The following is a 21,254-nucleotide window of genomic DNA, read 5'->3' on the forward strand; positions in this document are numbered from 1 at the left end:
AGGTATCCCATTCGGGGCCGGACGTAAACGCTTGCGCAAGCGTTTACGTCTCCTCGCGACCCTGCCGAGGTGAACGTCGGCCAGCCAGGGATCAGGACGTGGCGGTCTGCCGAGCCTGGGACAGATCGGAGCGGTGGGTCACTCCCACTCCCACCCGATGCCCACGATCCCCGTCCGCACCCGCGGCTCGACAAGGTGGACGGAATGGTGCAGTCCACTGAGGGCCAGCCCCTGGCGGCCGCTGCGGGGCGCTGCCGCCGAGTGCTGGGCGAACCGGTGGCAGCGGACCGGAAGGGTGTTCTCGGCGAAGCGGACCTGAAGGGCGTACTGGCCGCCCGAGAGCGGGAAACCGCGGGCGTACTCGCGGGACACGTCGGCCGTGCCGTCCTCGACGTCGTAACGGAAGAGGTAGGTGTCGCCGGCCCGCAGCCGCGTGCCGAAGAGCAGCTCGGCCACGAGGACACCGGTGTCGTGGTGCCGGCGGACCCGTCCCGTACGGCAGTTCTCCAGCGCGTGCACCGTGATGCGCTCCGGCACGCACCCCGGGTCGCCGTGGTGGACGGCGACGAAGCGGTCCACGCCGTCCTTGTGGGCGCGCACGATGTGGTGCGACTCGCGCCCCGCCAGCTCGCGGCGCGGCCCGATCCGCACCTGTTCGTGGTGGGCGAGGGTGTGCAGGCCGCCGTCGACCGGACAGTCCAGCTCGGCCAGTAGCTGTTCCAGGACGCCCGAGGCCTCCACCAGGGAGCGGTAGGAGTGGGCCGCGGGCCGCTGGAGGGCGGAGTGGTCGTCCGCCTCGGCGAGCAGCCGGATCAGGGACTCCTCCGGCAGCTGGAGGATCTCCTCCAGCGCCCGCACCGCACGCAGCGACTCGGGGCGCTGTGGTCGACGGGCGCCCTGCTGCCAGTAGCTCAGGCTGGTGACGCCGACCTTCACACCGTGACGGGACAGATGGTGCTGCACGCGCTGCAGCGGCAGTCCCCGGGCGGCTATCGCGGCGCGCAGGGCGACGTGGAACGGGCCGCCTCGCAGGGCCGTGTCCAGTTCCGCGGTGTCGGCGGGGATGTCCGCGTGCTGTGTGGCGTGCAGCATGCAGGGGCCTTTCTGTGGTTGTTCACAACGGGTGGTCAGACCGTTTGCGCGGCTGCTCGGGGCCACCCCGTCGGCGCGGCAGGGGTCTTCACATCCGTACGCCGTCGTTCACGACCCCGAGTTCCCCCGCATTGAAGCGTGTTGACCAAGTCCCGACAACACCTGATGCCCAACAGTGGGCAATCCTGGCCGAGTCGCGATGTGATCGTCTCAAGTCACGGTGTCCGCACCGGTGTTGTCCGGCACCTGCCTGATGGCGCGCTCCTGAAGCCCTCCAGGGAGTGCGTGGAGATCAGGACGATCACGCAGGCGGCCGCGCGCACCCGCCATCGGGATCGGAACGGCGCGCAACCGTCGTGCCCTGGGTTCGGCACTGTCGGCGCCCACGCTCGTGACGTGCCCGGGCGGCGCCCGTACAACGAGCTGGTGCTCTCCGCCGCGGTCGGCGGCGATCTTACGGATCCGGCTCCCGGAGGACATCGACGGCCACCGCCGTGTCCCGGCCGTTCTCACGTTCCTGGAGTCCCGGTGGGACGTGGCTGTGATGCTGCTGGACGACGAGGACGACCCCGGCGCGCACGCCGCCGATCCCGGGGCCGAAGGGTGCAGCGGGGGCTACGTGCTCACGAACGGGCAGGGTGACGAGTGCCCGGACACGGCACGGACACGCTACCGCTCGCGGAGGCGCTGCGGATCGCCCGTCACGTGCTGGAATCCGGCGCGCCGCCGCCCGGCGTGGCGTGGGTGGTGGACCGTGGCGCCCGGACGCTCCGGCGTTGTCCACAGGCCCGCCGGACTGTCAGCGCTCGCCAGTAGGGTGTGAGACATGGCCGATCCCTCCAGCTACCGCCCCAAGCCGGGACAGATCCCGGACTCTCCCGGGGTGTACAGGTTCCGAGACGAGCACCGCCGGGTGATCTACGTCGGAAAGGCGAAGAGCCTGCGCCAGCGCCTGGCGAACTACTTCCAGGACCTGGCGGGCCTGCACCCGCGCACCCGCACGATGGTCACCACGGCCGCGTCCGTGGAATGGACCGTGGTGTCCACCGAGGTCGAGGCCCTGCAGCTGGAGTACTCCTGGATCAAGGAGTACGACCCACGGTTCAACGTCAAGTACCGCGACGACAAGAGCTACCCCTACCTCGCGGTGACGATGAACGAGGAGTACCCGCGCGTGCAGGTGATGCGCGGTCACAAGAAGAAGGGCGTCAGGTATTTCGGGCCGTACGCACACGCGTGGGCGATCCGCGACACCGTCGACCTCCTCCTGCGCGTCTTCCCCGTGCGCACCTGCTCGGCCGGCGTCTTCAAGAACGCCCGCCGCACCGGCCGCCCCTGCCTGCTCGGCTACATCGGCAAGTGCTCCGCCCCCTGCGTGGACCGCGTCTCCGCCGAGGAGCACCGGGAACTGACCGACGAGTTCTGCGACTTCATGACCGGCCGCACGGGCACGTACCTGCGCCGCCTGGAGAAGCAGATGATGGAGGCGGCCGACGAGATGGAGTACGAGCGGGCCGCCCGCCTGCGCGACGACATCGAGGCCCTGAAGAAGGCCATGGAGAAGAACGCGGTCGTGCTCGCCGACGCGACCGACGCCGACCTCATCGCGGTCGCGGAGGACGAGCTGGAGGCGGCCGTGCAGATCTTCCACGTCCGTGGCGGCCGGGTGCGCGGCCAGCGCGGCTGGGTCACCGACAAGGTCGAGGAGATCACCACCGGCGCCCTCGTCGAGCACGCCCTCCAGCAGCTCTACGGCGAGGAGACCGGGGACGCGGTGCCCAAGGAGGTCCTGGTCCCGGCCCTGCCCGACCCCGTGGAGCCCGTGCAGGAGTGGCTGTCGGGGCGCCGCGGCGCCAACGTCTCGCTGCGCATCCCTCAGCGCGGCGACAAGCGTGCCCTCATGGAGACCGTCGAGCGCAACGCCCAGCAGGCGCTCGTCCTGCACAAGACCAAGCGCGCCTCCGACCTGACCACGCGCTCGCGTGCCCTGGAGGAGATCGCCGACGCACTCGACCTGGACAGCGCCCCGCTCAGGATCGAGTGCTACGACATCTCGCACCTCCAGGGCGACGACGTCGTGGCCTCCATGGTCGTCTTCGAGGACGGGCTGCAGCGCAAGAGCGAGTACCGCCGGTTCCAGATCAAGGGCTTCGAGGGCCAGGACGACGTCCGCTCCATGCACGAGGTGATCACCCGCCGCTTCAAGCGCTACCTCGCCGAGAAGGAGAGGACGGGCGAGTGGGCCGACGGCGAGAACACCCTCGACGACACCTCGTCCGATCCCCTCACCGACTCCTCCTCCGCCCCCGTCGCCAACGGCCTCAAGGACGACGACGGCCGCCCCAAGCGCTTTGCCTACCCGCCGCAGCTCGTCGTCGTCGACGGCGGGCAGCCGCAGGTCGCAGCCGCCCAGCGGGCCCTGGACGACCTCGGCATCGACGACATCACCGTCTGCGGTCTCGCCAAGCGCCTGGAGGAGGTCTGGCTGCCCGGCGACGACGACCCGGTCGTCCTGCCCCGCACCAGCGAGGGCCTCTATCTGCTCCAGCGGGTCCGGGACGAGGCCCACCGCTTCGCGATCACGTATCAGCGCACCAAGCGGGCCAAGCGCTTCCGGTCGAGCCCGCTGGACGACGTCCCCGGCCTCGGCGAGACCCGCAAGCAGGCGCTGATCAAGCACTTCGGTTCGGTGAAGAAGCTGCGATCCGCGACAATCGACCAGATCTGCGAGGTTCCGGGCATAGGCCGCAAGACGGCCGAGACGATCGCTGCGGCCCTCGCCCAGGCGGTCCCGGCCGCACCCGCCGTGAACACGGCGACTGGAGAGATCATGGAAGACGAGGAATCCGATACGACGGCGGAGACCTCGGGGGAGCCCGTGTCCGCGGGCGCCCCGGACGAACGACGGGGGCAGGAGAGATGAGCGAGCACGACACACAACCCACAGGCGAGCGAGATCAACAAGCTCAGGAAACCCACAAGGAAACCGGCGAGGATCTCACCCAGCAGGACGCACGCCAGGAAGACGGAGCACAGGTGAGTACGGGCAGCGAGACAGCCGGGGTCCCCGAAGCGGCCATCCCCGAGCTGGTGATCATCTCCGGCATGTCCGGGGCCGGCCGCTCGACGGCCGCCAAGTGTCTGGAGGACCTCGGCTGGTTCGTCGTCGACAACCTCCCGCCCGCGCTGATCCCCACCATGGTGGAGCTCGGCGCCCGCTCCCAGGGCAATGTGGCGCGGATCGCGGTGGTCGTCGACGTCCGCGGCCGGCGCTTCTTCGACAACCTCCGCGAGTCCCTCGCCGAACTCGACAGCCGGGGCGTCACCCGCCGGATCGTCTTCCTGGAGTCCTCCGACGACGCCCTGGTGCGCCGCTTCGAGTCGGTGCGCCGCCCGCACCCCCTCCAGGGCGACGGCCGCATCGTCGACGGCATCGCCGCCGAGCGCCAGCTGCTCCGCGAGCTGCGCGGCGACGCAGACCTGGTCATCGACACCTCCAGCCTGAACGTGCACGAGCTGCGCGCCAAGATGGACGCCCAGTTCGCGGGTGAGGAGGAGCCCGAGCTGCGGGCCACGGTGATGTCCTTCGGCTTCAAGTACGGCCTCCCGGTCGACGCCGACCTGGTCGTGGACATGCGCTTCCTGCCCAACCCGCACTGGGTCCCGGAGCTGCGCCCCTTCACCGGCCTCAACGAGGAGGTCTCGGCGTACGTCTTCAACCAGCCCGGCGCGAAGGAGTTCATCGACCGCTACTCCGAGCTGCTCCAGCTCATCGCGGCCGGATACCGCCGCGAGGGCAAGCGGTACGTGACGATCGCGGTCGGCTGCACCGGCGGCAAGCACCGCTCGGTCGCCACATCGGAGAAGCTCGCAGCGCGCCTTGCCTCCCAGGGCGTGGAGACGGTGGTCGTACACCGGGACATGGGACGGGAATGACGGGACGTACTCCGCGGCTGAGCAGGTTGCGCCGGGCGGTGCCCGAGTCGCGCGCCGGCCGGCCCGCCGAGGCCCGCGGTGCCAGGCCGCGCCGCCGAGGCGCCCAGCCCAAGGTCGTCGCCCTCGGCGGCGGCATGGGCCTGTCCGCCTCACTCGCCGCCCTGCGCCGGATCACCGGCGACCTCACCGCCGTCGTCACCGTGGCCGACGACGGTGGCTCCAGCGGGCGCCTGCGCGACGAGCTGGGCGTGCTGCCGCCCGGCGACCTGCGCAAGGCCCTGGCCGCGCTGTGCGGCGACGACGACTGGGGCCAGACCTGGGCCCGCGTCATCCAGCACCGCTTCCACTCCAAGGGCGACCTGCACGACCACGCGGTCGGCAATCTGCTGATCGTCGCCCTGTGGGAGCAGCTCGGCGACCACGTCCAGGCCCTGGACCTGGTCGGCAGGCTGCTGGGCGCGCACGGGCGCGTGCTGCCCATGTCCGCCGTACCTCTGGAGCTGCAGGCCCTGGTCAAGGGGCACGACCCGGACCGGCCGGACGACGTCGACACCGTCCGCGGCCAGGCCAATGTCGCCCTCACTCCGGGCGAGGTGCAGTCCGTGCACCTTGTCCCGCACGATCCGCCCGCCGTGCCGGAGGCCGTCGCCGCCGTCCGGGACGCGGACTGGGTGGTGCTCGGCCCGGGCTCCTGGTTCTCCTCGGTGATCCCGCACCTGCTCGTGCCGGAACTCCTGGACGCCCTCACCGAGACGAAGGCGCGCCGGGTACTCTCCCTGAACCTCGCCCCGCAGCCCGGAGAAACCGAGGGCTTCTCCCCGCAGCGTCATTTGGAGGTTTTGGGACGACACGCCCCTAAACTCGCCCTGGACGTGGTGCTGGCCGACGAGGCCGCCGTGCCCGACCGGGATGTGCTCACCGAGGCCGCCAAGCGGCTCGGTGCTGCGGTCGAGCTGGCCCCGGTGGCCCGGACGGACGGGACGCCCCGGCACGACCCGGAGCTCCTCGCCGCCGCGTACGACCGTATTTTTCGGATGCATGGAAGGATCGGCCCATGGCGATGACGGCAGCGGTGAAGGATGAGATCTCCCGGCTCCCCGTCACCCGGACCTGCTGCAGGAAGGCGGAGGTCTCCGCCATTCTGCGGTTCGCCGGCGGCCTCCACCTGGTCAGCGGGCGCATCGTGATCGAGGCGGAGCTGGACACCGCCATGGCGGCCCGCCGCCTCAAGCGGGACATCCTGGAGATCTTCGGCCACAGCTCCGAGCTGATCGTGATGGCGCCGGGCGGGCTGCGCCGCGGTTCGCGCTACGTCGTGCGCGTGGTCGCGGGCGGTGACCAGCTGGCCCGTCAGACCGGCCTGGTCGACGGGCGGGGCCGACCGATCCGCGGCCTGCCCCCGCAGGTGGTCTCCGGGGCCACCTGTGACGCCGAGGCCGCCTGGCGCGGCGCCTTCCTGGCGCACGGCTCGCTCACCGAGCCCGGCCGCTCGTCCTCCTTGGAGGTGACCTGCCCGGGCCCCGAGGCCGCGCTCGCCCTGGTCGGTGCGGCCCGTCGGCTGTCCATCGCCGCCAAGGCCCGCGAGGTGCGCGGCGTGGACCGTGTGGTGGTCCGGGACGGCGACGCGATCGGCGCCCTGCTGACCAGGCTCGGTGCGCACGAGTCGGTGCTGGCCTGGGAGGAGCGCCGGATGCGCCGCGAGGTACGCGCCACGGCGAACCGGCTCGCCAACTTCGACGACGCCAACCTGCGCCGTTCCGCGCGCGCGGCCGTCGCCGCCGGCGCTCGTGTCCAGCGTGCCCTGGAGATCCTCGCGGACGAGGTCCCCGAGCACCTCGCCGCCGCCGGACGCCTGCGCATGGAGCACAAGCAGGCCTCCCTGGAGGAGCTGGGCGCGCTCGCCGACCCGCCGCTGACCAAGGACGCCGTCGCCGGCCGTATCCGCCGGCTGCTGGCCATGGCCGACAAGCGGGCCCAGGACCTCGGCATTCCGGGCACGGAGGCCAACCTCTCCGAGGAGCTGGCGGACAACCTCGCGGGCTGACCTAAAAGATCGTCAACTTGCCGGTGCCGACGTCCACTTGGGACGTCGGCGCCGGTATTTGTCAGTCTTTGCGGCACTCTTGACTGGACCGTGAAGTGGCATGAGCCTGGCAGTCGTTCGTCACTGTGGCGAATCACTGCTAGGGGGGTTCATGAGACCCAGAGCGAGATCGATCCTCGCTGCCGGTGCGCTCCTGATAGGCGGAGCGAGCATCGCACCCATCGCCCAGGCACAACCTGGAAGTTCACCAGAAACCGACCCGAACGAAGTCAAGGTCTTCCGCGCCGAGGTCACCAAGAAGCAGATACCCCTGCTGCTGGCGGCCGGCCAGGACGGCCACGAACTCAGTGAGCAGGCGCCCGAGAAGGGCACGGCCACCGTCGAGGTCTACCTCACGGACGACCAGGCCAAGAAGCTCGAGAAGCAGGGCGTCGAGCTCACCGAGCACGACCTGTCCGCCAAGGCCGAGGCCCGCACCGAGAAGGCCGCGGAGGGCGTGTACCGCCCGTACAGCGCAAGCGGGGGCCTCAAGGAGGAGATCGTCCGGACCGGGCAGGAGAATCCCGGCCTCACCAAGGTCGTCTCCATCGGCAAGACGGTCAACGGCCAGGACATCCTGGCGCTCAAGCTCACCAAGAACGCCAAGAAGACGAAGGACGGCTCCAAACGCTCCGTCCTCTACCTCTCCAACCAGCACGCGCGCGAGTGGATCACGCCGGAGATGACCCGGCGTCTGATGCACTACTACCTGGACAACTACAAGTCCGACAAGCGCGTCAAGAAGATCGTCGACTCGACCGAGCTGTGGTTCGTCCTCTCGGCCAACCCCGACGGCTACGACCACACCTTCAAGGACTCCACCACCCGCCTGTGGCGCAAGAACCTGCGGGACATCAACGGCGACGGCACCATCACCACCGGCGACGGCGTCGACCTCAACCGCAACTTCACCTACAAGTGGGGCTACGACGACGAGGGTTCGTCCCCCAACCCCACCAGCGAGACCTACCGCGGCGCGTCCCCGGCCTCCGAGCCCGAGACCAAGGCGCTGGACGCCTTCGAGCGCCGTATCGGCTTCGACTACGGCATCAACTACCACTCCGCGGCCGAGCTCATCCTCTACGGCGTCGGCTGGCAGGTCGCCACCGACACCCCGGACGACGTCCTCTACGAGGCGCTCGCCGGCACGCCGGACAAGCCCGCGGTCCCCGGCTACCACCCGCAGGTCTCCTCGGAGCTGTACACGACGAACGGCGAGGCCGACGGCCACGCCTCGAACGTCAACGGCATCGCGATGTTCACGCCCGAGATGTCGACCTGCCAGACCGCGTCGAACATCGACCCGGACGACCAGTGGAAGGCGGCCGACTGCCGGTCGGTCTTCAACTTCCCGGACGACGAGAAGCTGATCCAGCAGGAGTTCGCCAAGAACATCCCGTTCGCGCTCTCCGTCGCCGAGAGCGCCAGGCACCCCGACCAGCCGTCGTCCTCGGTCGGCCTGGGCGCCGCCGACTTCACGCCGGCGTCGTTCACCACGTCGTACTCCCGCGGCGCCGACCAGGAGGTCTCCGTCGTCGTACGGAAGTCCGTGCGCGACAAGGAGCTCAAGTACCGCGTCAACGGCGGCCGTACGGAGGACATGGCGCTCAAGCCCTGGAAGGGCGGCGAGACGTACGGCGGTGAGGACAACCTGTACTTCGACGAGTACCGGGCCAAGGTCGCCGACGGCGATCCGGGCGACAAGGTCGAGGTGTGGTTCACCGGAGAGACGAAGAGCGGAAAGCCCACCTCCAGTGAGCACTTCACGTACACGGTCGCCGAGCGGCCGCGCGCGGACATCCTCGTCGTCGTCGAGGAAGGCGCCACCGCCACGCATACGCAGAAGTACGTCGACGCGCTCAAGGCCAACGGCCGCAGGGCGATCGTCTGGGACGTCGCCGCTCAGGGCGCGCCCGATGCGCTCGGTGTGCTGAGCCACTTCGACACCGTCGTCCACTACACCGGCGCGAACGTCCCGGGCAACGCCACCCAGCTCCAGCTGCGCGCCTATCTCAACGAGGGCGGCAAGCTGATGGAGGCGGGCGAGCAGGCCGGCGGCACCGTCGACCTCGGCGGCGGCACCCTGTCGAACGACTTCAGCCAGTACTACCTGGGCGCCTACTCCCGTACCTCGCTCCCCGGGGCCACCGGCTTCACCGGCTCGGGCAAGCTCGGCGGATTCATCGGCGCGCTCGGCGACACCACCGGCAACCCGCTGGACAAGGCAGGGAACTACCGCGTCACCTCGGACGAACTGCCCGCCGACAAGTACCCGCAGTTCGCCAGTGCGGGCGCCGGCCAGTTCGCCGGGACCGTCAACCCGTACGGGCCGTACGCGGGTTCCTCCATGGCGGCCGCCGTGCACACCGACGACGCCTACAAGCGACTCACCCGCACCGTCGACCTGACCGGGGTGACTGCGGCCGACAAGCCGACCCTGCGTACCCAGTTGCTGTGGGACCTGGAGCCCGGCTACGACAACGTCCTGGTCGAGGCCCACACCACAGGGGCCGAGGACTGGACGACGCTCCCCGAGGCGGGCGGTGCCACCAGCGCCACCGTGCCGGCGGACTGCGAGGCCGGGTTCTACGTGGGCGAGCACCCCTGGCTGGCCCACTACCTCACCGTGGCCACGAGCGGCTGTACCGCGACCGGCACCAGCGGTTCGTGGAACGCCCTGACCGGCGCCTCCGGTGGCGGGAAGCAGGTCGAGTTCGACCTGAGCGCCTACGCCGGCAAGTCGGTCGAGCTCTCGATCGGCTACGTCAGCGACCCGTCCTCCGGCGGTCGCGGCGTCCTCGCCGACCAGGTCTCGCTCGTCGTCGGCGGTACGGCGACCGAGACCGAGGGCTTCGAGACGTCGCTCGGCGCCTGGAAGGTGACGGGTCCGCCCGCGGGCAGCCCGGCCGTCCTCAAGGACTGGGCGCGCACCGGAGCGCTGTTCCAGACGTACGGTGCGATCACCACGGACGACACGGTGCTGCTGGGCTTCGGCCTGGAACATGTCGCCGCGGCGGCCGACCGAACGGCGCTCATCGGAAAGGCCCTAGCCTCACTTGAGGACTGACACGCCGAGGTCAACAGCGCACAACGCGCCGTGATCAAATCGAGTGATCCGGGCTTCCGGGCCGGGCGGTCCGTACCCCTACTGGCGGGTACGGACCGCCCTGCCGTGTATGAGGCATCTGGATGTCACCACGGCGGCCTCAGAGAGGTAGGGTCGTAGGCGGTCGGGGACATCCCAAATAGAGCTCGCCGGCACCGCATAGCCGGCGTACCAACGAGGAGATCGGTTCGTGACGATCCGCGTAGGCATCAACGGCTTCGGTCGTATCGGTCGCAACTACTTCCGCGCGCTGCTGGAGCAGGGTGCTGACATCGAGATCGTGGCTGTCAACGACCTGGGTGACACTGCGACCACCGCTCACCTGCTGAAGTACGACACCATCCTGGGCCGCCTCAAGGCCGAGGTCTCGCACACCGCCGACACGATCACCGTCGACGGCCACACCATCAAGGTCCTGTCCGAGCGCAACCCCGCCGACATCCCGTGGGGCGAGCTGGGCGTCGACATCGTCATCGAGTCGACGGGCATCTTCACGAAGAAGGCCGACGCCGCGAAGCACCTCGCCGGCGGCGCCAAGAAGGTCCTCATCTCGGCTCCGGCCAAGGACGAGGACATCACCATCGTGATGGGCGTCAACCAGGACAAGTACGACCCGGCGAACCACCACGTCATCTCGAACGCCTCCTGCACCACCAACTGTGTGGCGCCGATGGCCAAGGTCCTCGACGAGAACTTCGGCATCGTCAAGGGCCTGATGACGACGGTCCACGCGTACACCAACGACCAGCGCATCCTGGACTTCCCGCACTCGGACCTGCGTCGCGCCCGCGCCGCCGCCGAGAACATCATCCCGACCACCACCGGTGCCGCCAAGGCGACCGCCCTGGTCCTCCCGCAGCTCAAGGGCAAGCTGGACGGCATCGCCATGCGCGTCCCGGTCCCGACCGGTTCGGCCACCGACCTGGTCGTGCAGCTGCAGCGCGAGGTCACCAAGGACGAGGTCAACGCCGCGTTCAAGAAGGCATCCGAGGACGGCGACCTGGCGGGCTACCTGTCGTACACCGAGGACCCGATCGTCTCCTCGGACATCGTCAGCGACCCGGCCTCCTGCACCTTCGACTCCTCCCTGACCATGGTCCAGGAGGGCAACTCGGTGAAGATCCTCGGCTGGTACGACAACGAGTGGGGTTACTCCAACCGCCTCGTCGACCTCACGGTCTTCGTCGGCAACCAGCTCTGATATCCAGAGCAGGCACATTGATGTGAGTCAGGGCTCGGGCGGCGCAGGGACGCGCCGTCCGAGCCCTGACGCGCGTGCAGAACAGACCTGTTGGATCACGAGCGCTTTCGAGCGATCAAGAGCGATCACGAGCCCTCCTCAGGAGTCCCCTTCATGAAGACGATCGACGAACTTCTCTCCGAAGGCGTCGCCGGCAAGCGGGTCTTCGTCCGCGCCGACCTGAACGTGCCGCTGGCCGGCACCACCATCACCGACGACGGCCGTATCCGCGCCGTCCTGCCCACCGTCAAGGCGCTGGCCGAGGCGGGCGCCCGTGTGGTCGTCGCCTCGCACCTGGGCCGCCCCAAGGGCGCCCCGGACCCGGCCTTCTCCCTCGCGCCCGCCGCCGCGCGCCTGGGTGAACTCCTCGGCGCGGACGTGGCGTTCGCGACCGACACGGTGGGCGAGTCCGCCCAGGCCACGGTCGCCGGCCTCGCCGACGGCCAGGTCGCGGTGGTCGAGAACCTCCGCTTCAACGCCGGTGAGACGAGCAAGGACGACGCCGAGCGCGGCGCCTTCGCCGACCAGCTCGCGGCCCTCGCCGACGTGTACGTCGGTGACGGCTTCGGCGCGGTGCACCGCAAGCACGCCTCCGTGTACGACCTCCCGGCCCGCCTGCCGCACTACGCCGGTCACCTCATCGCCACCGAGGTCGGCGTCCTGAAGAAGCTCACCGAGGACGTCAAGCGGCCGTACGTCGTCGCGCTCGGCGGCGCCAAGGTCTCCGACAAGCTCGCCGTCATCGACCAGCTGCTCGCCAAGGCCGACCGTCTCCTCATCGGCGGCGGTATGGCGTACACCTTCCTCAAGGCCAAGGGCTACGAGGTCGGCATCTCCCTCCTCCAGGCGGACCAGATCCCGGCCGTCACCGAGTACATGGAGCGCGCCGAGAAGAACGGCGTCGAGATCGTCCTGCCGGTCGACGTCCTGGTCTCCACCGAGTTCCCGGACCTGAAGACCAAGGCCCCGGCCAACCCCACGACCGTCGCCGCGGACGCCATCCCGGCCGACCAGGAGGGTCTGGACATCGGTCCGGAGACCCGCAAGCTGTACGCCTCGAAGCTCGCCGACGCCGCCACCGTCTTCTGGAACGGCCCCATGGGCGTCTTCGAGCACCCCGACTACGCCGAGGGCACCAAAGCGGTCGCCCAGGCCCTCGTCGACTCCAAGGGCTTCACCGTGGTCGGCGGCGGCGACTCCGCCGCGGCCGTGCGCACCCTGGGCTTCGACGAGAACGCATTCGGCCACATCTCGACCGGCGGCGGCGCCTCCCTCGAATACATCGAGGGCAAGACGCTCCCCGGCCTCGCCGCACTGGAGGACTGACCTAGATGAGCACGCGCACGCCGCTGATGGCGGGCAACTGGAAGATGAACCTCAACCACCTCGAGGCCATCGCCCACGTCCAGAAGCTCGCCTTCGCCCTGGCCGACAAGGACTATGAGGCCGTCGAGGTCGCCGTCCTGCCGCCCTTCACCGACCTGCGCTCCGTGCAGACCCTGGTCGACGGCGACAAGCTGAAGATCAAGTACGGCGCCCAGGACATCTCGGCGCAGGACTCCGGCGCCTACACCGGCGAGATCTCCGGTCCGATGCTGGCCAAGCTGAAGTGCACGTACGTGGCGATCGGCCACTCCGAGCGCCGCCAGTACCACGCCGAGACCGACGAGATCGTCAACGCCAAGGTCAAGGCCGCCTACAAGCACGGCCTCACCCCGATCATGTGCGTCGGCGAGGAGCTGGAGGTCCGTGAGGCCGGCAACGCCGTCCCGCACACCCTCGCCCAGGTCGAGGGCGGTCTGAAGGACCTCGCGGCCGAGCAGGCCGAGACCATCGTGATCGCCTACGAGCCCGTGTGGGCCATCGGCACCGGCAAGGTCTGCGGCGCCGAGGACGCCCAGGAGGTCTGCGCCGCCATCCGCGGCAAGGTCGCCGAGCTGTACTCGCAGGAGCTGGCCGACAAGGTCCGCATCCAGTACGGCGGCTCCGTCAAGGCCGGCAACGTCGCCGAGATCATGGCGCAGGCCGACATCGACGGCGCCCTGGTCGGCGGTGCCTCGCTGGACGCCGACGAGTTCGTCAAGATCGTGCGGTTCCGCGACCAGTGAGTATGCCGTAACGGCGATTCGTCGTACCCTTGCGGGGGTCGGGGCTTGGAATGTGAGCATGAGGCTCACAAAAAGGGCTTCGACCCCCGTCGTCATCCGAATCCGAGGAAGTTGGTCCAGCCGTGGTTTTGGGGTTCTCGATCGCCCTGATCGTCTTCAGCCTGCTGATGATGCTGCTGGTGCTGATGCACAAGGGGAAGGGCGGCGGCCTCTCCGACATGTTCGGTGGCGGCATGCAGTCGTCCGTCGGCGGCTCCTCGGTCGCCGAGCGCAACCTTGACCGGATCACCATCGTGGTCGGTCTGCTGTGGTTTGCGTGCATTGTCGTGCTCGGCATCCTGATGAAGGTGAACAACTGACCGCCACGCACATTCCGCACGTAAGGCCCCATGTCCGGTACGCGCAGCTGAGCGCGGCCTATCATGGGGCTTGCGTCTTGGTGTAGGGGCTATGTAACTCCAATCACTGGACGCGCGTTGGGCCTTACGTAGACTGAGGCGCTCGCAGCGAAGCGAAACGCCGACTCGCTTTGCGGCACCATCACGCAGGGAGTTACGACCGTGGCAAGTGGCAACGCGATCCGAGGAAGCCGGGTCGGGGCGGGGCCGATGGGCGAGGCCGAGCGGGGCGAGTCCGCGCCCCGGCTGCGCATCTCCTTCTGGTGCTCCAACGGGCATGAGACGCAGCCCAGCTTCGCCAGCGACGCGCAGGTTCCCGACACCTGGGACTGCCCGCGCTGCGGCTTTCCCGCCGGACAGGACCGGGACAACCCGCCGGACCCGCCGCGCACCGAGCCCTACAAGACGCACCTCGCGTATGTACGGGAACGGCGCAGCGACGCGGACGGCGAGGCGATCCTCGCCGAGGCGCTCGCCAAACTGCGGGGCGAGATCTAGAAGTTGAGGACCGGCCGGGTACCGAGAGGTGCCTGGCCGGACCTGTTTGGCGCGCGGGCGCCGCGCCGCTCGCGGACCGATTGTCAGTGCTGCCCTCTACGGTTTGTTCATCGATCTTTGTGCATCGGCGGACCGCGAGGGGGAGTTGTGGCGACGGCTGAGACGGTGGGCAGGCGTGCGCCCGCGTGGCGCGGGGGATTCGGGCGGTTATGGACCGCCGCCGTGGTCTCGCGGTTCGGAGACGCGCTGCGGACGACCGCGCTGCCGCTGCTCGCCGTGCAGCTCACGAGCGATCCCCTGGTCATCGCCTCGGTCACCGCCTGTGGCTATGTCCCCTGGCTGCTCTTCGGCCTGCTCGGCGGAGCCGTGGCGGACCGAGTGGACCAGCGGCGCGCGATGTGGGCGGTCGACCTCGTACGAGGACTGCTCGTCGCCTCCTTCGCGCTCGCCGTCGGACTCGGGCACGCGTCGATCCCCCTGGTGCTCGCGCTCGCCTTCGCGCTGACGACGCTCCAGACACTGTTCGACAACGCGGCCACGGCTCTGCTGCCGTCCCTGGTGCACCGCGAGGCCCTGGGCAGTGCCAATGCCCGGCTGATGACAGGACAGCAGCTCGCGGGCGGTCTGCTGGCGGGCCCGTTCGTGCCGTTGCTGCTGATGGTCGGGGCCGCCATGCCGTTCGTGGCGGATGCGAGCACCTATCTGCTGGCCGCCGCCCTGGTGGCGTCCCTGCGAGTCCGGCCACCCGAGTGGGAGCCGCGCCCGGCCGGCAGCACGCTCCGGGCGGAGATCGGTGAGGGGCTGCGCGCGCTGTGGCGCGACCGTGCGCTGCGGGCGGTCTGTGTGGCGACGCTGCTGTGCAACATCGGCATGGGCGCCCTGATCGCCACCCTGGTGCTGCATGTGACGCGGTGGCTGCACGCCGGCGACGCGGAGTACGCGGCCGTCATGACGGCGTACTCGGCCGGCAGCCTGGCCGGCGGCTTCGTCGCCCAGCGGATCGCACGCCGCGTCGGACGGGTGCGGGCGCTGCTCTTCGGCGGCGCGGTCCAGGTCGCGGCCCTCCTGGTCATGGGCACGGTGCGGCACCTCAGCGCGCTGCTGGGCGCCATGCTGCTGCTCGGCCTCATGAACATGGTGTGGAACGTCAACCAGGTCACGCTGATGCAGCAGCGCAGCCCCGAGGCCATGGTCGGCCGCATCGCCGCCGCCTTCCGCACCGCCTCCACCTCGGGTGCCCCGCTCGGCGCCGTGCTCGGCGGAGCGGTCGCCCACGCCTACGGGCTGAACGGGCCGGCGCTGCTGGCGGCGCTGCTGTTCGCCCTGGCCGTCACCTCGTTGATACCGGCAAGCAAGACGGACGTACCTGTTGTTGCGCCGGACGACGACGCCACGACGGCTCACGTCCCGCGCTGATCAATTAGGTTGGAACAGCTGGGACAGGCACGAAAGAAGGCTGAAGTCGGACATGAACGCAGACGGCCGTACCAGGCTCAACCAGACGCCCGAGTGGACCGCGCTGGCCAAGCACCGCGAGGAGCTCGGCGAGGTGCAGCTGCGGGAGCTGTTCGCCACCGATCCGGGACGCGGTGCGGGGTACACGTTGCAGGTCGGTGACCTGCACATCGACTACTCCAAGCACCTCGTCACCGACCAGACTCTGCGTCTGCTGCGCGAGCTGGCCGTCGCGACCGACGTGTTCGGGCTGCGGGACGCCATGTTCCGCGGCGAGAAGATCAACACGACCGAGGACCGCGCCGTCCTGCACACCGCGCTGCGCGCGCCGCGTGACGCGGTGATCGAGGTCGACGGGGAGAACGTCGTCCCGGGCGTGCACACCGTCCTGGACCAGATGGCCGACTTCGCCGAGCGGGTCCGCTCCGGCGCCTGGACCGGGCACACCGGCAAGCGCATCAAGAACGTCGTCAACATCGGCATCGGCGGCTCCGACCTCGGCCCGGCGATGGCCTACGAGGTGCTGCGCAGCTACACCGACCGCGGCCTCACGGTCCGCTTCGTGTCGAACGTCGACGGCGCCGACCTGCACGAGGCGACCCGCGACCTGGACGCGGCCGAGACGCTGTTCATCATCGCCTCGAAGACCTTCACCACCATCGAGACGATCACCAATGCCACCTCGGCCCGCAACTGGCTGCTGGGTGAGCTGAAGGCGGGGCAGGAGGCCGTCGCCAAGCACTTCGTGGCGCTGTCGACGAATGCCGAGAAGGTCGCCGACTTCGGCATCGACACGGCCAACATGTTCGAGTTCTGGGACTGGGTCGGCGGGCGCTACTCGTACGACTCGGCCATCGGGCTCTCCCTCATGGTCGCCATCGGGCCGGACCGCTTCCGCGAGATGCTCGACGGATTCCGGATCGTCGACGAGCACTTCCGCACCGCGCCCGCCGAGTCCAACGTGCCGTTGCTGCTCGGCCTGTTGGGTATCTGGTACGGCAACTTCCACGACGCCCAGTCGCACGCCGTGCTGCCGTACAGCCACTACCTGTCGAAGTTCACGGCGTATCTGCAGCAGCTCGACATGGAGTCCAACGGCAAGTACGTCGGCCGGGACGGGCAGGAGGTCGACTGGCAGACCGGGCCGGTCGTGTGGGGCACGCCGGGCACCAACGGGCAGCACGCGTACTACCAGCTGATCCACCAGGGCACCAAGCTGATCCCGGCGGACTTCATCGGATTCGCCGAGCCGGTCGCCGAGATGAGCGACGAACTCAAGGCGCAGCACGACCTGTTGATGGCGAACTTCTTCGCGCAGACGCAGGCGCTGGCGTTCGGCAAGACGCCGGACGAGGTGCGTGGCGAGGGGGTACCGGACGAGCTGGTGACCCACAAGACGTTCAAGGGCAACCACCCGACGACCACGATCCTCGCGCGTGAGCTGACCCCGTCCGCGCTCGGCCAGCTGATCGCGCTGTACGAGCACAAGGTGTTCGTGCAGGGCGCGGTGTGGAACATCGACTCCTTCGACCAGTGGGGCGTCGAGCTCGGCAAGGTCCTCGCCAAGCGGGTCGAGCCCGCGCTCACCGAGGGCGCGGACGTGCCGGGGCTGGACGCGTCGACGAAGGCGCTCGTCGCCAAGTACCGGGAGCTGCGCGGCCGGCAGTGATCACGAATGGGGAAAGCGGGCGGCGCGCGGTCGTCCGCTTCCCGTAGACTCCCTCGGCGATCATGGTCACGATCACTCGGGGGAGTGCAAGTTGACGAATCCATACGGGAGTTGGACCGGCGGCACGCTGACCGCCCGTTCGTTTCTGAAGCCCCATCATGTGGCGCGGGCGGTGTTCCATCCGACCTGGATCCCGGACTCACTGGATCCGTCGGTGGACGCGCTCAAGAAGGCGCGGGTCATCGCGGGGGCGGTCGCGGCGTTCGGGGTCTACACCTTCGTCGAGGGCGGGTTCGCCTTCGACGAGATGCTGGACAACGCGGCGACCGCGTGTGTCGTCCTACTGTTCATCACGCCGCTCACGGTCGGCGTGATGCTCCACCTCTGGCGGCGTTCCGGCGCCGGTACGGTGGGGCAGCTGCGGGAGCCGCTCGTCCGGTCGCTGAAGTTGCTGCTGCTGTTCATCGGCTCGGCCCTCGGGACGGTGACGATCTTCCAGTTGGGCGGATCCCTCGGACCCCTCGGAAGCCTGTTGCTCAGCCTCGTCGGGCTCTGGATGGGCTTCTTCGTGATCGCCGGCGCCTACCGGATCTCGGGGAACTTCTTCGGTACCGCTGCCGTGCACCGCTGTCTGCCGCCGCTGCTCGCCACGGTGACGACCTGGCTCATGGCCATCCCCGATCTCGTCACGGGCGACCTGCACGGCCTCGGCCTCGCGATGGGCGTCGTCTTCATCCTGGGCGCCCCTGTGACGGTCACGGGCATCGCTCTGCTGGAGATGGGCCGACTCAGGAACCGGTACGGCATCCGGCTGGCGGCCCACCCGGCCACCCTGCCGACCTTCACTGCGCCGCCACCACCGTCGTACCCGCCCAACGGTTACGCACCGTCGCAGGGCAACCCGTACGCACCGGGCCCCAGGAACCCGTACGCCCCGCAGCAGCCGTACAACCCGCGACCCCCTTACGGCCCGCAACCGCCCTACAACCCGCAACCGCCGTACAACCCGCAGACGCCGTACAACCCGTAACGGCCACACGGTGCCGGCCCCGTCGGTCAGGCGACCGCGCTCAGTGTGTCCGCGAGTCGGCGGTGGGCCGCGCGGGAGGCCGGGACGGCGGCGAGGGCGGCCGCCCCGGTGACCGCCGCCACGCCGAGCAGCAGCAGGAGAGCGGCGGAGGGGCCCTGGGCGATTCCGGCGCCGATGCCGCTCGATCTGCCCTGGGCGTCGATCAGCCACTGCGCGAGGGGTGTGCCCAGGGCCGTGCCGATGACGACCGCGGCCAGGGCGGTGCAGGCGGTGGACGTGACGGTGATCGTGGTGATCTGCCGGGGGGACAGGCCGATGGCCTTGAGGGCCAGCAGGTCGCGCTCGCTCTCGCGGACGGTGCCGCCGATCGCTGTCAGCAGTTCGATGAGCCCGATGAGGGCCAGGACGGCGATCAGGCCGACGACGACTCCGCGCAGGGGTGAGAGGCCGTCGGCGGGGTTCGGTACGGCGTGTACGTCCAGGCGTCCGTGTCCGGCGGTGGCGAGTCGGTCGGCGACCTCGTACGGCTCCGCGCCCGGTCGGAGCCGCAGCTCGTAGAGGGTGGGGCCGAGGCCCGGGTCGTTCTCGTGGAGGGTGTCGAGGGAGGTGGAGATGACCCGGCCGGCGTTCTCGGGTTCGATGCTGCGGCCCACGATGTGCAGGATCTGCGGCTGGTCGCCGACGGTCATCCGGACCCAGTCGCCGACCTTCACGTCCAGCAGGTCGAGCAGCCCCTGCCCGGCCACCGCCTCGTCGCGGCCCCGCGCGGGGCGGCCCTCGGCCAGGGCGTACGGGTAGGGGTCCTGGCGCGTGCCGAGGCCGCGCAGGGCGATCGTGGCCGTCTGGCCCGGGACCAGGGCGGCCACCTCGACGCCCGGGTAGGCGGCGGCGACCTGTGGGTCGCCTTCCAGCAGCGTGCGGGCGTCCCGGTCGGGCAGGGCGGAGTCGGCGTGGACGGTGAGGGCGGTCGGCAGGCCGATCCGGTCGGGTCTGCTGTCGAAGCGGTCGATGGTGGTCCACGCGCTCATCGCGACCACGATCAGCAGCAGCGGCAGCGTGAGCCGGGCGACCGTGGCCAGGGACCGCAGTCGGCGCGTGAACGCCCGGTGCCAGCCCAGCACCAGCGCGGGCGGCAGCCGCAGCCCGAGCGCCTGCCGGGCCACGCCGGAAAGACGCCCGCCGAGCGGTGCCGCGGGCCGCGGCACCGGGACCGGGGGCACACGTCCCGCCCGCCACGCGGCGAGCCCCGTGGTCGCGCCGATGAACAGCACCGCGCCGACGGGCACCACGAACAGCGCCACGCTACGCCCGGGCAGCCCCTGCCACACGCCGACCGCGTCCCCGAGCCGCCCCGGGATATGGCTGCCCACGGCCTCGATGAGGGCTGCTGCGGTCACGGCACCCAGCAGGGCGTAGGCGAGGTGCTGGAGCAGGAAGACGCGGACCACCTGACCCGGGGTGAAGCCGATCGCCTTCAGCACGGAGATGTCCCGCAGATGGCCGCGGATACGGGTGCCGATGGCCCCGTGCACGGCGAGTCCGGCGGCGACCAGGGCGCCCAGCCCGAACAGGCCCAGCACCTGCCCGAGCAGCCGGTTGTCGCCCTGCGCCTCGGCGCGCGCCTGCTTCCACGTGGAGACCTCGCTGACCGCGCCGGCGCCCAGCGCGGTCACGGCGCGCTGGACGGCGTAGTCCGTGTCGTCGGGGTCCGTCAGGCGCAGCCCGATCACCTGGCCGCCCTGGTTGCGCACGGCGGCCGGCGGCGCCCAGACGAGCCCCGGCTGCTCGCCCGGCCGGTAGCGCGGCTCGGCGCTGTCGGCGATACCGAGGACGGTCAGGGTCCGGTCGGTGCCGGGCAGAGTGAGCGTGTCGCCGGGGGCGGCCAGGAGCGCGCGGGCCAGGCGGCTCTCCAGGACGACGCCGTCGGGGTTCGCGGGGTCCAGCCAGTGGCCGGAGGTGAGGAGCGGGCGGTCGACGGCGGGGCGGTCGGGCGTGCCGCGCAGCTCGACGGAGGCGCGGGTGCCGCGAGAGGCCAGCGTGGTGGAGGCGGTGGGGTAGGGGCCCGCTACGGACTCGACGACCTCGTCGAGCTCGACCAGCTTCCCGGTATCGGCCGAGGAACCGGTGTGCAGCCAGACGTGCGCGCCGTGCGCCTGGGTGAAGACGCGCTGCCACGGGTTGGTGGCGTAGCCGAACAGCGCCGTGGCCAGCAACAGCGAAACGACGATCCCGGCCGTGGCCAGCACGAGGAACAGCGCCTCGCCGCGATGCGTACGCAGATCGGAATGCGCCCAGCGCAGGGTGGCTCGCACGACGTCAACCTCTCCGCTCACGCGGGGCAACAGGACGACGCGCCTCGCATACGGCTGCCCCGGGCCCCTGCGCCTCGGCCCGCCGCTGTCGCCGGGCTGCCGTGGCCATGAGCGCCTGCGCCTGGGCCGCAAGCCGAAGACCGATCGCCCTGCTCAAGCGCTCCCGCGCCCCGCGGTGCCGTCGCTCGGCCGGTGTGGACATGGGCGCTCGTGCCCTGGCCGGGCGCTGAGGACCGATTGCCGTGGGCAGTGGCTTCCGAGCCCCGGCTCGCCGCTGTCGCTCGGTCGGCGTGGACATGGGTGCCCGTGTCCCGGCCGGGCGCTGAA

At 70.2% G+C, this 21,254-nt stretch carries 16 protein-coding genes; 13 read left to right on the top strand and 3 right to left on the bottom strand.

Going from position 1 to position 21,254, the window contains the following annotated elements; translation table 11 throughout:
- Nucleotides 1-138 precede the first annotated feature (138 nt).
- Together ADL12_RS43175 and ADL12_RS54650 are read right to left on the bottom strand one after the other, a co-directional pair.
- A complete protein-coding gene (locus ADL12_RS43175) occupies nucleotides 139-1,092 on the bottom strand; it encodes a hypothetical protein (RefSeq protein WP_062713757.1) in 954 nt (317 codons plus the stop codon).
- A 669-nt stretch (nucleotides 1,093-1,761) separates the two neighbouring features.
- Nucleotides 1,762-1,920: a hypothetical protein gene (locus ADL12_RS54650; protein WP_159053476.1), complete on the bottom strand. Its 159-nt coding sequence runs from the start codon at nucleotides 1,918-1,920 to the stop codon at nucleotides 1,762-1,764.
- Here ADL12_RS54650 and uvrC point away from each other — a divergent pair.
- The 13 genes from uvrC to ADL12_RS43240 all read left to right on the top strand — a co-directional run bounded on the left by uvrC (nucleotide 1,919) and on the right by ADL12_RS43240 (nucleotide 18,615).
- Complete coding sequence (gene uvrC / locus ADL12_RS43180; RefSeq protein WP_062713759.1) at nucleotides 1,919-4,015, top strand: excinuclease ABC subunit UvrC; 2,097 nt, start codon at nucleotides 1,919-1,921, stop codon at nucleotides 4,013-4,015. The two genes, ADL12_RS54650 and uvrC, sit on opposite strands and share 2 nt — an antisense overlap.
- Nucleotides 4,012-5,028, top strand: a complete 1,017-nt coding sequence (gene rapZ / locus ADL12_RS43185) for an RNase adapter RapZ (protein WP_062713761.1) — start codon at nucleotides 4,012-4,014, stop codon at nucleotides 5,026-5,028. The genes uvrC and rapZ overlap by 4 nt, the downstream gene beginning before the upstream one ends.
- Nucleotides 5,025-6,092 carry a gluconeogenesis factor YvcK family protein gene (locus ADL12_RS43190; RefSeq protein WP_062713762.1) on the top strand — a complete coding sequence of 356 codons (1,068 nt, stop codon included), beginning with the start codon at nucleotides 5,025-5,027 and terminating at the stop codon, nucleotides 6,090-6,092. The genes rapZ and ADL12_RS43190 overlap by 4 nt, the downstream gene beginning before the upstream one ends.
- Entirely contained in the window at nucleotides 6,083-7,072 is a 990-nt protein-coding gene (gene whiA / locus ADL12_RS43195; protein WP_031477421.1) for a DNA-binding protein WhiA, read from the top strand. Before ADL12_RS43190 ends, whiA begins: the two co-directional genes overlap by 10 nt.
- 151 nt (nucleotides 7,073-7,223) lie before the next feature.
- A complete protein-coding gene (locus tag ADL12_RS43200; protein WP_062713764.1) occupies nucleotides 7,224-10,178 on the top strand; it encodes a M14 family metallopeptidase in 2,955 nt (984 codons plus the stop codon).
- 229 nt (nucleotides 10,179-10,407) lie between these two features.
- Entirely contained in the window at nucleotides 10,408-11,418 is a 1,011-nt protein-coding gene (gap, locus tag ADL12_RS43205) for a type I glyceraldehyde-3-phosphate dehydrogenase (protein WP_062713766.1), read from the top strand.
- Nucleotides 11,419-11,571: 153 nt separating this feature from the next.
- A complete protein-coding gene (locus tag ADL12_RS43210; protein ID WP_062713767.1) occupies nucleotides 11,572-12,783 on the top strand; it encodes a phosphoglycerate kinase in 1,212 nt (403 codons plus the stop codon).
- A 5-nt stretch (nucleotides 12,784-12,788) separates the two neighbouring features.
- Nucleotides 12,789-13,565 carry a triose-phosphate isomerase gene (gene tpiA / locus ADL12_RS43215; RefSeq protein ID WP_062713768.1) on the top strand — a complete coding sequence of 259 codons (777 nt, stop codon included), beginning with the start codon at nucleotides 12,789-12,791 and terminating at the stop codon, nucleotides 13,563-13,565.
- Between the two features lie 128 nt (nucleotides 13,566-13,693).
- On the top strand, nucleotides 13,694-13,924 hold the full coding sequence (gene secG / locus ADL12_RS43220) for a preprotein translocase subunit SecG (protein ID WP_062713769.1): 231 nt from the start codon (nucleotides 13,694-13,696) through the stop codon (nucleotides 13,922-13,924).
- A 201-nt stretch (nucleotides 13,925-14,125) separates the two neighbouring features.
- On the top strand, nucleotides 14,126-14,461 hold the full coding sequence (locus ADL12_RS43225; RefSeq protein WP_003957010.1) for an RNA polymerase-binding protein RbpA: 336 nt from the start codon (nucleotides 14,126-14,128) through the stop codon (nucleotides 14,459-14,461).
- A 222-nt stretch (nucleotides 14,462-14,683) separates the two neighbouring features.
- Nucleotides 14,684-15,877, top strand: a complete 1,194-nt coding sequence (locus ADL12_RS43230) for an MFS transporter (RefSeq protein WP_062713770.1) — start codon at nucleotides 14,684-14,686, stop codon at nucleotides 15,875-15,877.
- 52 nt (nucleotides 15,878-15,929) lie between these two features.
- Nucleotides 15,930-17,585 carry a glucose-6-phosphate isomerase gene (gene pgi, locus ADL12_RS43235; RefSeq protein ID WP_062713771.1) on the top strand — a complete coding sequence of 552 codons (1,656 nt, stop codon included), beginning with the start codon at nucleotides 15,930-15,932 and terminating at the stop codon, nucleotides 17,583-17,585.
- A 91-nt stretch (nucleotides 17,586-17,676) separates the two neighbouring features.
- Nucleotides 17,677-18,615, top strand: a complete 939-nt coding sequence (locus ADL12_RS43240) for a hypothetical protein (RefSeq protein WP_079052588.1) — start codon at nucleotides 17,677-17,679, stop codon at nucleotides 18,613-18,615.
- A gap of 26 nt (nucleotides 18,616-18,641) precedes the next feature.
- Here ADL12_RS43240 and ADL12_RS43245 read toward each other — a convergent pair whose 3' ends face one another.
- Nucleotides 18,642-20,927 carry an FtsX-like permease family protein gene (locus tag ADL12_RS43245; protein ID WP_062713772.1) on the bottom strand — a complete coding sequence of 762 codons (2,286 nt, stop codon included), beginning with the start codon at nucleotides 20,925-20,927 and terminating at the stop codon, nucleotides 18,642-18,644.
- Between the last annotated feature and the right edge of the window lie 327 nt (nucleotides 20,928-21,254).

This window comes from Streptomyces regalis (assembly GCF_001509475.1).
Classification (GTDB): domain Bacteria; phylum Actinomycetota; class Actinomycetes; order Streptomycetales; family Streptomycetaceae; genus Streptomyces; species Streptomyces regalis.